Consider the following 13,144-nt stretch of genomic DNA (forward strand, 5'->3'; position numbering starts at 1 on the left):
ATAAACAGCCTGTTCCATGTTTGATTCAGCTGAATTTCCCTACGCCTACATTTCAAACACAACAAAAATGAAACAATCTGCCTGATCAGTTTTCAGACGGCCCGACTGGATATTTAGTTCAACCTTACTCATCAGGCATTCCAAAAGCAAGGGATTGTCCCGTAAAGGTAAAACATTTTTAAATTATCGACTCCTTGCTCTATGCTTGAAATTCCTATCATTTTGACTTAAAATACACTGCTTCTACGGCATAGACCGCTATGTCTGAAAAAGCACGTTACACAGCAAAATCAAAGCTGCGGAGCGTGTTTTTTTTTAGCCGAGATTTCCGAAGGCTGTCTTTTTTGTAAACAATTTTATTTTTCAGACGGCCCGACCCATTTTTTTCGAACCGACCATCATCAGGCAAACAGGATTCCATCATGACCACTCCGGCTCTTCTCGTTCTCGCTGACGGCAGCGTATTTCACGGCACATCAATCGGTTACGAAGGTTCGACTTCCGGCGAAGTCGTGTTCAACACTTCCATGACCGGCTATCAAGAAATCCTGACCGACCCTTCCTACTGCAAACAAATCGTTACCCTCACCTACCCCCACATCGGCAATACCGGCACCAACGCCGAAGACGAAGAAAGCCGCAGCGTTTACGCCGCCGGTTTGATTATCCGCGACCTGCCTCTCTTGCACAGCAACTTCCGCGCATCCGAAAGCCTGCACGACTATTTGGTACGCAATAAAACCGTCGCCATCGCCGACATCGATACCCGCCGCCTGACCACACTGTTGCGTGAAAAAGGTTCACAAGGCGGTGCAATCTTGACCGGTGCGGACGCAACGGTTGAAAAAGCACAAGAACTGATTGCCGCATTCGGCAGCATGGTCGGCAAAGATTTGGCAAAAGAAGTTTCCTGCACAGAAACTTACGAATGGACCGAAGGCGAATGGGAATTGGGCAAAGGTTTCGTTACCCCTGCCGAACAACCGTTCCACGTCGTCGCCTACGATTTCGGCGTGAAAACCAACATCCTGCGCATGCTCGCCTCGCGCGGCTGCCGCCTGACCGTCGTTCCCGCACAAACCAGCGCGGAAGAAGTATTGGCACTCAATCCTGACGGCGTATTCCTATCCAACGGCCCCGGCGACCCCGAGCCTTGCGACTACGCCATCAAAGCCGTACAAAAATTAATGGAAAGCGGCAAACCGATTTTCGGCATTTGCTTGGGACACCAGCTGATCAGCCTCGCCATCGGTGCAAAAACCCTGAAAATGCGCTTCAGCCATCACGGTGCCAACCACCCAGTACAAGATTTGGACAGCGGCAAAGTCGTCATTACCAGCCAAAACCACGGTTTCGCCGTCGATGCCGACACCCTGCCCGCCAATGCACGCATTACCCACAAATCCTTGTTCGACAACACCTTGCAAGGTATCGAACTGACAGACAAACCTGTGTTCTGCTTCCAAGGCCACCCCGAAGCCAGCCCCGGCCCGCAGGATGTCGGCTATCTGTTTGACAAATTCATTGACAATATGAAAGCGGCGAAGCAATAAAGCGAATTTTTCAGACGGCCGTCAAATCCGGCAGGCCGTCTGAAAATCAAGCGATTCAAAATCCTGTAACTCAAGTCAGAAAGGAAACTCCCATGACTGAAAAACAAATGCGCATCCTCTCCGTTGTCGCTACCCTGACCGCCGTAGGCATGTACGTTTCCTATATCCCGCAAATCCAAAACAACCTGGCAGGCAACCCCGGCTCGCCGCTGCAACCCCTCGTCGCCGCCATCAACTGCACATTATGGGTTGCCTACGGCTTTTTGAAAGAAAAACGCGACTACCCCGTCATGCTGGCAAACGCCCCGGGTATCATTTTGGGTTTGATTACGTTTATCACTAGTTTTTAAGGAAGTTTTCAGACGGCCTGTGCAACATAAAAACACAAAAGGCCGTCTGAAAAAGAGTCACCAAAATATCAACGGCAGGAATTTTTCAGGTAGCTTTTTATCGAAAGGCAGATGGAACAAACGTCTTAAGCGTTTTTTCAGACTACCTTTGAACCCATCGGTGGGGTATGTACCGCAAGACACACACGCAGTGGGTTGGGATTGCAGGGAAAATGAAGAACGCGTGCGTACCGCACACACCATACATGCGGGCTATGGCTTACTCTCAAGAAGAGTCAACTAATTTTCAGATAACTTTTAAAGCAATAAAAGATCATTCAACTCTATATATACATTACTGCATCTTAAAGACTTATCATGATTACTTTAAAAAAAGATAGAAACTTAGTTTACATAAAAAACTGGTCTGACTTAGAAGAAATGGCTGGTTTTAGAAGAGAGATAAATCCAGAAGAAACCAAATTAAAAGAAATTATAGGTCAGTATAGTGGAGAACATGGAAAAGTTATATGTGGATTGAAAAATTGCCACACCCAACATCAAAATGGTTACATTGTAGTATCTACTGATGGACATATTACAAATATTGGAAAAGATTGTGGTGAAAAATATTTTGGGGTTGATTTTAAAACTATGTCATCGAAATTAACTCAAGATATCAAAGACTACACTAATCGAGAAGAATTACATACCTTCAATTTAAACAACTTAAATGAATGGTGTGAGACACGACTTAAAATTGCAAAAAATATTAATCGATATATTAGTCAATTAAGAGATGGCAAAGAAATTCCGGAAACTGTTCGAAAAAAAATTTCAAAAATGTCTAGAGATAGGACTTATCAAATAACAATTGAAAGAGAACTGACAGAAAAAGAAAAAGCTATCTACGAAAATATAGGTAGGACCGGAATTAAATATATCGAAGAAAATATAGCTACAGTTTCTGGTATAGAAGCAATGTATGATCAGAATAATTTAAAACTTCTAATTACTGATACACTAAAAAAATTTATAGAAAATTTCCCAATAGATAAAATTGATTTATTATCATCCAAAGACTTAGCATATTGGGCAAAGGAAGTAAAAGAAATTCCAAATTTAAAAAATAAAATAGATACCGCCATTAAATTTTGCGTTAATTTCCTAACCTTTGAGAATTTATTGCCATTTGAAAAAATTATTGAGAAACAGGAGGAAGTTGCAGAATGGCATAACTTTCTCAATTCATTGAAAACATTACCTTCAGTTAAAATAGATTAACTTTAGACTTAATCCAACAGGAAACATCATGCCTAAACGTACCGACCTAAAATCCATCCTTATCATCGGCGCCGGCCCTATCGTTATCGGTCAGGCCTGCGAATTTGACTATTCGGGCGCACAGGCCTGCAAAGCCTTGCGTGAAGAAGGCTATAAAGTCATTCTGGTGAATTCCAACCCCGCCACCATCATGACCGACCCTGAAATGGCGGATGTTACCTACATCGAGCCGATTATGTGGCAGACGGTGGAGAAGATTATCGCCAAAGAGCGTCCTGATGCGATTCTGCCCACGATGGGCGGTCAGACTGCGCTGAACTGTGCGCTGGATTTGGCGCGCAACGGCGTGTTGGCGAAATACAATGTTGAATTAATCGGTGCAACCGAAGACGCGATTGACAAGGCGGAAGACCGCGGCCGCTTTAAAGAAGCGATGGAAAAAATCGGTTTGTCTTGCCCGAAATCTTTTGTCTGCCACACCATGAACGAGGCTTTGGCAGCGCAAGAACAGGTCGGCTTCCCTACTCTGATTCGCCCTTCTTTCACCATGGGCGGTTCGGGCGGCGGCATTGCCTACAACAAAGACGAGTTTTTGGCGATTTGCGAACGCGGTTTTGATGCATCGCCTACTCATGAGTTGCTGATTGAGCAATCCGTTCTCGGCTGGAAAGAGTACGAAATGGAAGTTGTACGCGATAAAAACGACAACTGCATCATCATTTGCTCGATTGAAAACTTCGACCCGATGGGCGTGCATACCGGCGACTCCATCACTGTTGCACCTGCACAAACATTGACCGACAAAGAATACCAAATCATGCGTAATGCTTCGTTGGCAGTATTGTGCGAAATCGGCGTGGATACCGGCGGCTCAAACGTTCAGTTTGCAGTAAACCCTGAAAACGGCGAGATGATTGTCATTGAGATGAACCCGCGCGTAAGCCGTTCTTCCGCGTTGGCATCTAAAGCAACCGGCTTCCCGATTGCGAAGGTGGCGGCGAAACTGGCTGTCGGTTTTACGCTGGACGAGTTGCGCAACGACATTACCGGCGGCCGCACCCCAGCTTCGTTCGAGCCTTCTATCGACTATGTCGTGACCAAAATCCCGCGTTTTGCGTTTGAAAAATTCCCCGCTGCAGACGACCGCCTGACCACGCAGATGAAATCGGTGGGCGAAGTAATGGCGATGGGCCGTACCATTCAAGAAAGCTTCCAAAAAGCCCTGCGCGGTTTGGAAACCGGCTTGTGCGGCTTCAACCCTCGCAGCGAAGACAAAGCGGAAATCCGCCGCGAACTGGCCAACCCTGGCCCTGAACGTATGCTGTTTGTGGCAGACGCGTTCCGCGCGGGCTTCACGCTGGAAGAAATCCACGAAATCTGTGCCATCGACCCTTGGTTCTTGGCGCAAATCGAAGACTTGGTAAAAGAAGAAAAATCGGTTTCAGACGGCCAGTTGCAAGACTTAGATTACGCCGCTTTACGCCGTCTGAAACGCAAAGGCTTCTCTGACAAACGTTTGGCACAATTGTTGAACGTAAGCGAAAAAGAAGTCCGCGAACACCGCTACGCGCTGAACTTGCATCCTGTCTATAAACGCGTCGATACCTGCGCCGCCGAGTTTGCCACCGAAACCGCCTACCTCTACTCCACTTACGAAGAAGAATGCGAATCCCGTCCTTCCGACCGTAAAAAAGTGATGATCCTCGGCGGTGGTCCAAACCGTATCGGCCAAGGTATCGAATTTGACTACTGCTGCGTTCATGCCGCACTCGCCCTGCGCGAATCCGGTTTTGAAACTATCATGGTCAACTGTAACCCGGAAACCGTATCCACCGACTTCGACACCAGCGACCGCCTGTACTTCGAGCCGCTGACCTTGGAAGACGTATTGGAAATCGTCCGCACCGAAAACCCATGGGGCGTGATTGTGCATTACGGCGGCCAAACCCCGCTCAAACTCGCCAACGCATTAGTTGAAAACGGCGTGAACATCATCGGCACGTCCGCCGACAGCATCGACGCCGCCGAAGACCGCGAACGCTTCCAAAAAGTGTTGAACGACTTAGGCCTGCGTCAACCGCCTAACCGCATCGCCCACAACGAAGAAGAAGCCCTCGTTAAAGCCGAAGAAATCGGTTATCCGTTGGTTGTCCGTCCTTCTTACGTACTCGGTGGCCGAGCCATGCAGATTGTTCACTCTGCCGAAGAGTTGCAAAAATACATGCGCGAAGCCGTACAAGTTTCCGAAGACAGCCCCGTATTGCTCGACTTCTTCTTGAACAACGCCATCGAAGTGGACGTAGACTGCGTTTCAGACGGCCAAGACGTCGTGATCGGCGGCATCATGCAACACGTCGAACAAGCAGGTATCCACTCCGGCGACTCCGGCTGTTCATTGCCTCCATACTCTTTGAGCGAAGAGATTCAAGACGAAATCCGCCGCCAAACCAAAGCCATGGCATACGCACTGGGCGTGGTCGGCTTGATGAACGTACAGTTTGCCGTACAAGACGGCGTGGTCTTCGTACTGGAAGTAAACCCACGCGCCAGCCGTACCGTACCATTCGTATCCAAAGCCACCGGCGTACCGCTTGCCAAAGTTGGTGCACGCGTGATGGCAGGCATTTCGCTGAAAGAGCAAGGCGTAGAAAAAGAAGTCATTCCAGACTTCTACGCCGTTAAAGAAGCCGTGTTCCCATTCATCAAATTCCCGGGTGTGGACACCATTCTTGGCCCTGAAATGCGCTCTACCGGCGAAGTCATGGGCGTAGGCGCAAGCTTCGGCGAAGCCTACTTCAAAGCCCAACTCGGCGCAGGCGAACGCTTGAGCACAACCGGCAAAATCTTCCTTGCCGTACGCGACGAAGACAAACCGCTCATCGTCAAAACCGCACAAAACTTCCAAGCACTCGGCTACGGTGTCTGCGCCACACGCGGTACCGCCGAATACTTGAAAGAACACGGCATCATCGTGCAAGCGGTCAACAAAGTGCAGGAAGGCCGCCCACACATCGTGGACGCCATTAAAAACGGCGAAATCGCACTGGTGGTCAACACCGTCGGCAGCACAGTACAATCTGTGACCGACAGCCACAGCATCCGCCGCACCTCCCTCACCCAACGCGTACCGCAATACACCACCATCGCCGGCGGCGAAGCCATGAGCGAAGGCGCAAAAAGCCGCGAACACTTGGACGTGTACAGCGTACAGGAATTGCATGGCCGTCTGAAAAACAAAGCCTAATCAATCCTATCGGATTTAAATAGCTAAAAGGCCGTCTGAAACCTGATTACTCAGTTTCAGACGGCCTTTTCATATTTCAAATTCCAACCGTCTGTCCATCAAAACAACCTTTTCTGCCGTCTCCCGACAAGCGATAGCAACATGAAATATAATTTCGTTATTGATTGGATTCATATGACAAAATTGTTGTTTTTTCATCATCATCCTAAAATATTGAGTTTAACGCCTATTCTCCTTGCTTTATAATGGCCGTCTGAAAGAAAAATACAATTAAAGCAGAAGCATGTCTTTGCAACTTAAGCAGATTTGCATAATTAAACATATGCTTTAATCATAATAATGATAAAATAATACGGCTTTCCTCTAAATTAAAGGGAAAACTGCACAAGAAACGGAAAATAAAATGAGTGTCGGATTATTGCGTGTTTTGGTTCAAAGCCAAACCATCTCAAATCAACAAGCGGAACATTACAACAGCCTTTTACAATCGGGCAAAGAAATCCTGCCCAACCTGTTTTCAGACGGCATCATCTCCCCTAAAGCCTTGGGCGAATTGGTTGCGCGCGTTTTCAGCTATCCCCTTTTGGATTTACACTACTATCCGCGTAACAATGTGGTCGGTGATATTCTGACGGAAGAGCAAATGGTGCAAAACCGTTGCGTTCCGATTTTCAAACGCGGACGCAAGGTTTATTTCGCCGTATCCGATCCGACTCAAATCCAAAACTTCCAAAAAATCGCTTTTTCTTCAGGTTTAAGTGTTGATTTGGTGGTAGTTCCCGATGACCAACTCAGCTCCTTGCTGGAATGGTTGGGTCAGCGTTCGACCACTATTCTGAAAGAAATCAACGAAGAACATGAAGCAACGCAGCAATCTCAGTCGCTTTATATCGATAATGAAGAGGCTGAAGACGGCCCTATCCCCCGCTTCATCCACAAAACCTTATCCGATGCCCTAAACGCAGGCGCATCGGACATCCACTTTGAATTCTACGAGCAAATGGCGCGCGTCCGTTTCCGCGTGGACGGACAGTTGCGAGAAGTTGTACAGCCGCCTGTCGCCGTGCGCGGTCAGTTAGCATCGCGCATCAAAGTGATGGCACGTTTGGATATTTCTGAAAAACGTATTCCGCAAGACGGCAGAATTCAAATTGCCTTCCACAAACACGGCCGTCCGATTGACTTCCGTGTCAGCACTTTGCCAACGTTGTTTGGCGAAAAAGTGGTGATGCGTATCCTAAATTCCGATGGTACATCGCTCAATATCGACCAGCTCGGTTTAGAGCCTTTCCAAAAAGAAATGCTGCTTGAGGCCATCAACCGCCCTTACGGCATGGTATTGGTTACCGGCCCGACAGGCTCGGGTAAAACCGTTTCGCTCTATACCTGCCTGAGCATTTTGAATACGGAAGATGTGAACATTTCAACGGCAGAGGATCCGGCCGAGATTAACCTGCCGGGCGTCAACCAAGTCAACGTCAATGAAAAACAAGGCCTGACGTTTGCCACCGCACTCCGATCCTTCTTGCGTCAAGATCCTGATATTATTATGGTCGGTGAGATCCGTGACTTGGAAACCGCCGACATCGCCATTAAAGCCGCCCAAACAGGCCACATGGTTTTCTCTACCCTGCATACCAATAATGCACCGGCCACGCTGTCCCGCCTTTTGAACATGGGTGTCGCGCCTTTCAACATCGCCAGCTCGGTCAGCCTGATTATGGCGCAAAGGCTGTTGCGCAGACTGTGTCCAAGCTGCAAACGCGAAGTGGAGCGCCCGCCGGTTCCGGCATTGAAAAAAGCCGGCTTTACCGATGCGGACTTGGCTCAAGATTGGAAGCTCTACCGCCCGGTTGGTTGCGACAGCTGCCGCGGCAAAGGCTTTAAAGGCCGCGTCGGTATTTATGAAGTCATGCCGGTCAGCGATGAAATGCAAAAAGTCATTATGAACAACGGTACGGAAGTTGATATCATGAACATGGCCTATCAGGAAGGCATGGTAGACCTGCGTCGTGCCGGCCTCATGAAAGTCATGCAGGGCCTGACTTCGTTGGAAGAAGTAACTGCTCATACCAATGACTAAACTGCCATATTTTCGAAAATTACAATAAAGCGGCACGGGGAAACAGTCCGCTTTATTTCTTACTAACAAGGGATAACTCATGGCTCAAGCAGAGCAAAAAAGAAGTCTGTTCGGTTCAAGAAGCAAAGGTAAGCGTTTTACATTTGAAGGAAAAAACATCGAGACCGAACGTCTTGTCCGTGGTGAAGTAGTTGCCAAAGATGAAGAAGAGGCGCGCAAAAAACTCCAGCGCAGAGGCATTCGCCCTTTGCGTATCAGCAAAGTTAAAACCGCACGCAAACGCCGTATTACCCAAGAAGACATTACAGTGTTCACCCGCCAACTGGCAACGATGATGAAGGCAGGCTTACCGCTGATGCAGGCTTTTGAAATCGTTGCGCGCGGCCACTCCAATCCGAGCATGACCGAAATGCTGATGCAGGTTCGCTCCGATGTCGAACAAGGTAGCGCATTAGGCAAATCGTTCTCCAAATATCCAAAATATTTCGACCGTTTCTATTGCAACCTGGTCAGCGCAGGCGAGTCCGGCGGCGTATTAGAAAGCCTATTGGACAAACTGGCTGTTTATAAAGAAAAAACCCAAGCCATTAAGAAAAAGGTTAAAACCGCGCTGACCTACCCGATTGCCATTATCGTGGTGGCCATTGCGCTTATCTTCATCATGATGATGTTTGTGCTGCCAGCCTTTAAAGAAGTTTATGCCAATATGGGTGCAGAGCTGCCAGGCCTTACCCAACTCGTCATGAACTTGTCCGATTTATTCGTCGATTACGGCTGGATTATGATCATCCTTTTGATTGCTTCCGCCTTCGGCCTGTACAAACTCCATGAGAAATCGCCCACCTTCCAAAAACGAATCGATGCTTTGATTTTGAGGCTGCCTGTTTTTGGCGCCATCGTCCGAAAAGCGACCATTGCCCGTTGGGCGCGTACGACTTCTACCCTCTTCGCAGCCGGCGTTCCTTTGGTGGAAGTATTAGATTCAGTTGCAGGCGCATCCGGCAATATTCTCTATGAAGAAGCCACTCAAGACATCCGCGCCAAGGTAACCCAAGGTCTGTCGCTGACATCCAGTATGCAAAGTACAGATATGTTCCCCAACATGGTGATCCAAATGGCGGCCATCGGCGAAGAGTCAGGCTCTTTGGATGATATGCTGAACAAAGCAGCCGAATTCTACGAAGATGAAGTAGACAACTCCGTCACCCGATTGTCTCACTTGATGGAGCCTATCATCATGGTGGTATTGGGTTCGCTCATCGGTATTTTGCTGATTGCCATGTATCTGCCGCTGTTTAACTTGGGTAATGTCGTAGGTTGATATGCTTGATAGTATTTACTCTGCCATCGACGCCCTCTCCGTTCTTTCACCATTCGCCATTCCTTTAGCTGTTATTTTAGGATTACTGATTGGTAGCTTTCTGAACGTCGTCATTTATCGCATGCCGATAATGATGGAGCGTGAATGGACACAATTTTCCAAAGAGCATTTGGGCATCGAGCTGACAGACGAAGAAAAACAGCCATTTAATCTGCGTAAACCAGACTCACACTGCCCAAAATGCAAAAGTCCGATCAGAATTTGGCAAAATATACCCATCCTCAGCTATGTTTTCCTAGGTGGAAAATGCCACACCTGCAAAACCCATATCAGCATACGCTATCCGTTGATTGAGCTGCTGACAGGTGTCTTATTCGGTATTGTTGCGTGGCAATACGGCTGGTCATGGGCAACTATTGGCGGATTGATTCTGACTGCCATATTGATTGCGCTGACCTTTATCGATGCCGATACGCAATATTTGCCCGACAGCCTGACTCAGCCCCTAATTTGGATCGGCCTGCTGTTTAATCTGAACGATACATTCGTGCCCCTGCATTCAGCCGTTTGGGGTGCAATCGCAGGCTATATGAGCCTTTATACTTTATGCGCCGTCTATAAACTTCTGACCGGTAAAATCGGCATGGGCAATGGCGACTTCAAACTTTTGGCCGCGCTTGGGGCATGGCTGGGCGTAGGTATCTTGCCTGTTCTAATCTTCATGGCTGCCTTGGTCGGACTGGTGTGCGCACTCATTGCCCGCGTCGGTAAAGGTCAATATTTTGCTTTTGGTCCCAGCCTTGCTGTGGCAGGATGGATTATTTTGGTTGCCAATGCACCTATTACCCAACTGGTACAATGGTGGCTCGTACAATCAGGATTCCGATAATGACATTATGGATAGGCTTGACCGGCGGTATCGGCAGCGGCAAATCATCTATCGCCCAAATGTTTGCCGAACTTAGCGTACCCATTATCGATGCCGATGCCATCAGCCGCTCACTGACCGCTGAAAACGGCGAAGCGCTTCCAGCCATCCGCCAGCTTTTCGGCGATGAGGTTTTTGATCATGAAGGCCGTCTGAATCGTACGGCTTTACGGGAAGAGGTTTTCAGACGGCCTCAATCTAAAAAACAACTGGAAAAGCTGCTTCTGCCATTAATCTTAAACAAAATCCAACAGCAGAAACAAAAGCTTGCTTCCTCTGCCTACGGCATTGTCGATGTCCCGCTTTTAATTGAGAATCCGGCATTTAAAGCGGAGACCGACCGCATTTTAGTTATAGATGTTCCAGAATCCGTCCAAATCGAACGCGTACACCAACGCAATGGTTTTTCAGAAGAACAAACGCGTCAAATCATGGCCACCCAAGCTTCTCGATCTGACAGACTACTTCATGCCGACGATGTATTGGACAATACCCATAGCTTGGAAGAAGCAAAAATCAAGGTTGCCCGCCTGCATCAATACTATCAATCCATTGCACAATCACTGAAAGAAACTGCATGACCGCTCCTGTTGTAAAATGTCCGACCTGCCACAAAGAAGTCGTTTGGAATACCGACAGCCCCTACCGCCCTTTCTGCAGCAAACGGTGTAAACTCATTGATTTAGGCGAATGGGCGCAAGAAAAATACACCGTTTCTTCAGAAGACGACCTTTTTTCAGACCTGTTGGACGGCAAATAACCTACGCCGCTTCCTTCAGCCTATCCAAAACAGGCTCAAAACAGTAAAATACCCTCTTTATTCCAACCTATTCCATCCACCATGCTCACCTTCCAACAAATTATTTTCAAATTACAAAACTACTGGGCAGACAAAGGCTGCACCGTTATCCAACCTTTCGATATGGAAGTCGGTGCCGGTACTTCCCATCCAGCCACCTGTCTGCGCGCCTTAGGCCCGGAGCCTTGGTTTGCCGCTTACGTTCAACCCAGCCGCCGCCCCAAAGACGGCCGCTATGGCGACAACCCCAACCGCCTGCAACACTACTATCAATTCCAAGTTGCGCTTAAACCAGCTCCCGCCAATATTCAAGACCTCTACCTCGATTCCCTGCGCGAATTGGGTATCGACCCTAAAGTACACGACATCCGCTTTGTCGAAGACGACTGGGAAAACCCTACTCTCGGCGCTTGGGGTTTGGGTTGGGAAGTTTGGCTCAACGGCATGGAAGTAACCCAATTCACCTACTTCCAACAAGTCGGCGGTATCGACTGCTCCCCCGTACTTGGGGAAATCACCTACGGTATCGAGCGTCTCGCCATGTATCTGCAAGGCGTGGAAAATGTGTACGACCTCGTTTGGGCAAAAACCCTTGATGGCAACATCGTCACTTACGGCGACGTTTATCATCAAAACGAAGTTGAACAATCCACCTACAACTTCGAATACAGCGATGCCGATTGGCTCTTGCGCCAATTCAACGACTACGAAGAACAAGCCAAACGCCTGCTTGCAGTTGAAGACACCAGTCTTGCCCTGCCCGCTTACGAGCTTGTACTCAAAGCCGGTCATACATTCAACCTCTTGGATGCACGCGGTGCCATTTCCGTTACCGAACGCGCAACCTACATCGGCCGCATTCGTGCACTGAGCCGTATCGTTGCACAAAAATTCGTTGAAAGCCGCGAGAAACTGGGCTTCCCATTGCTTAAAAACCAATAAGCCCGCACATGCTTACCACGCTGCCCTTTGATACATTCAAGTGGCGGCGTTTCTATTTTCAGACGGCCTTAACGTCGCTGCCATCGCAAACACTTCCAGCCCGCTTTCAGGTAAAATAAGCCCTTTATTACATAAACCGTCTGAAAACATGAGTTCATCCTCTTCTGCAAAAACACCCTTTTTCTTACTTTCCCTCGTTGCCATCATTCTTGACCAACTGAGCAAATGGGAAATCTTGAAACACTTTACCGAAGGCGAACGCCTCAATATCATTCCAGATTTTTTTGACCTGACGCTTGCCTATAATCCAGGCGCGGCATTCAGCTTTTTGGCCGACCAAGGCGGCTGGCAAAAATTCTTCTTTTTAGGTCTGGCCGTCGTCATCAGCCTGTATTTGGCCCGTGCCATCTGGCGCGATGAGTTTGGACGCTGGGGCAAACTGGGGGCAGCCATGATTATCGGCGGCGCAATTGGCAATGTGGTTGACCGTCTGATTCACGGCCACGTTGTCGATTTTCTGCTTTTCTATTGGCAAAACTGGTTCTATCCCGCATTTAACATTGCCGACAGCTTTATCTGCGTTGGCGCGGTTTGCTTGGTATTAGATGGTTTGCTGCACAAAAAAACATCTTCAAACGACACAAAGGCCGTCTGAAAACGG

Annotated in this window: 11 protein-coding genes; all 11 read left to right on the plus strand. The window is 48.2% G+C overall.

Annotation, left to right across the window (positions count from 1 at the left end; translation table 11 throughout):
• Positions 1-422 precede the first annotated feature (422 nt).
• The 11 genes from carA (at position 423) to lspA (ending at position 13,138) form a co-directional block, all read left to right on the plus strand.
• Positions 423-1,553 carry a glutamine-hydrolyzing carbamoyl-phosphate synthase small subunit gene (gene carA, locus ACTHRY_RS00160; protein ID WP_070645900.1) on the plus strand — a complete coding sequence of 377 codons (1,131 nt, stop codon included), beginning with the start codon at positions 423-425 and terminating at the stop codon, positions 1,551-1,553.
• A gap of 92 nt (positions 1,554-1,645) precedes the next feature.
• Positions 1,646-1,903: a SemiSWEET family transporter gene (locus ACTHRY_RS00165; protein ID WP_016687622.1), complete on the plus strand. Its 258-nt coding sequence runs from the start codon at positions 1,646-1,648 to the stop codon at positions 1,901-1,903.
• A gap of 357 nt (positions 1,904-2,260) precedes the next feature.
• Positions 2,261-3,166 carry a hypothetical protein gene (locus ACTHRY_RS00170; RefSeq protein WP_003748321.1) on the plus strand — a complete coding sequence of 302 codons (906 nt, stop codon included), beginning with the start codon at positions 2,261-2,263 and terminating at the stop codon, positions 3,164-3,166.
• 28 nt (positions 3,167-3,194) lie between these two features.
• Positions 3,195-6,410, plus strand: a complete 3,216-nt coding sequence (gene carB, locus ACTHRY_RS00175; RefSeq protein WP_440373940.1) for a carbamoyl-phosphate synthase large subunit — start codon at positions 3,195-3,197, stop codon at positions 6,408-6,410.
• Between the two features lie 403 nt (positions 6,411-6,813).
• Positions 6,814-8,493: a type IV-A pilus assembly ATPase PilB gene (pilB, locus tag ACTHRY_RS00180; protein WP_440373941.1), complete on the plus strand. Its 1,680-nt coding sequence runs from the start codon at positions 6,814-6,816 to the stop codon at positions 8,491-8,493.
• 79 nt (positions 8,494-8,572) lie between these two features.
• Positions 8,573-9,814, plus strand: coding sequence for a type II secretion system F family protein (locus tag ACTHRY_RS00185; protein WP_049322557.1), 1,242 nt, complete (start codon positions 8,573-8,575; stop codon positions 9,812-9,814).
• Position 9,815: 1 nt separating this feature from the next.
• The gene (locus ACTHRY_RS00190) at positions 9,816-10,703 is read left to right on the plus strand and encodes a prepilin peptidase (RefSeq protein ID WP_049322558.1); all 888 of its coding nucleotides are present in this window, start codon (positions 9,816-9,818) and stop codon (positions 10,701-10,703) included.
• Positions 10,703-11,323 carry a dephospho-CoA kinase gene (coaE, locus tag ACTHRY_RS00195; RefSeq protein WP_049322559.1) on the plus strand — a complete coding sequence of 207 codons (621 nt, stop codon included), beginning with the start codon at positions 10,703-10,705 and terminating at the stop codon, positions 11,321-11,323. The genes ACTHRY_RS00190 and coaE overlap by 1 nt, the downstream gene beginning before the upstream one ends.
• Positions 11,320-11,502 (plus strand): DNA gyrase inhibitor YacG, encoded by a 183-nt coding sequence (yacG, locus tag ACTHRY_RS00200; RefSeq protein ID WP_049322560.1) that lies wholly within the window; start codon positions 11,320-11,322, stop codon positions 11,500-11,502. The genes coaE and yacG overlap by 4 nt, the downstream gene beginning before the upstream one ends.
• A gap of 81 nt (positions 11,503-11,583) precedes the next feature.
• The gene (gene glyQ, locus ACTHRY_RS00205) at positions 11,584-12,483 is read left to right on the plus strand and encodes a glycine--tRNA ligase subunit alpha (protein ID WP_003685919.1); all 900 of its coding nucleotides are present in this window, start codon (positions 11,584-11,586) and stop codon (positions 12,481-12,483) included.
• A gap of 148 nt (positions 12,484-12,631) precedes the next feature.
• On the plus strand, positions 12,632-13,138 hold the full coding sequence (lspA, locus tag ACTHRY_RS00210) for a signal peptidase II (protein ID WP_049322561.1): 507 nt from the start codon (positions 12,632-12,634) through the stop codon (positions 13,136-13,138).
• Positions 13,139-13,144: the final 6 nt, after the last annotated feature.

The organism is Neisseria sp. P0004.S004 (assembly GCF_051963335.1).
Taxonomy (GTDB): domain Bacteria; phylum Pseudomonadota; class Gammaproteobacteria; order Burkholderiales; family Neisseriaceae; genus Neisseria.

What these genes read in the sequence shown, in the direction of transcription:
- carA (WP_070645900.1), top strand. Translation starts at nt 423, where the DNA reads ATGACCACTCCGGCTCTTCTCGTTCTCGCTGACGGCAGCGTATTTCAC.
- yacG (WP_049322560.1), top strand. Translation starts at nt 11,320, where the DNA reads ATGACCGCTCCTGTTGTAAAATGTCCGACCTGCCACAAAGAAGTCGTT.
- carB (WP_440373940.1), top strand. Translation starts at nt 3,195, where the DNA reads ATGCCTAAACGTACCGACCTAAAATCCATCCTTATCATCGGCGCCGGC.
- lspA (WP_049322561.1), top strand. Translation starts at nt 12,632, where the DNA reads ATGAGTTCATCCTCTTCTGCAAAAACACCCTTTTTCTTACTTTCCCTC.
- ACTHRY_RS00190 (WP_049322558.1), top strand. Translation starts at nt 9,816, where the DNA reads ATGCTTGATAGTATTTACTCTGCCATCGACGCCCTCTCCGTTCTTTCA.
- coaE (WP_049322559.1), top strand. Translation starts at nt 10,703, where the DNA reads ATGACATTATGGATAGGCTTGACCGGCGGTATCGGCAGCGGCAAATCA.
- ACTHRY_RS00170 (WP_003748321.1), top strand. Translation starts at nt 2,261, where the DNA reads ATGATTACTTTAAAAAAAGATAGAAACTTAGTTTACATAAAAAACTGG.
- glyQ (WP_003685919.1), top strand. Translation starts at nt 11,584, where the DNA reads ATGCTCACCTTCCAACAAATTATTTTCAAATTACAAAACTACTGGGCA.
- ACTHRY_RS00165 (WP_016687622.1), top strand. Translation starts at nt 1,646, where the DNA reads ATGACTGAAAAACAAATGCGCATCCTCTCCGTTGTCGCTACCCTGACC.
- pilB (WP_440373941.1), top strand. Translation starts at nt 6,814, where the DNA reads ATGAGTGTCGGATTATTGCGTGTTTTGGTTCAAAGCCAAACCATCTCA.
- ACTHRY_RS00185 (WP_049322557.1), top strand. Translation starts at nt 8,573, where the DNA reads ATGGCTCAAGCAGAGCAAAAAAGAAGTCTGTTCGGTTCAAGAAGCAAA.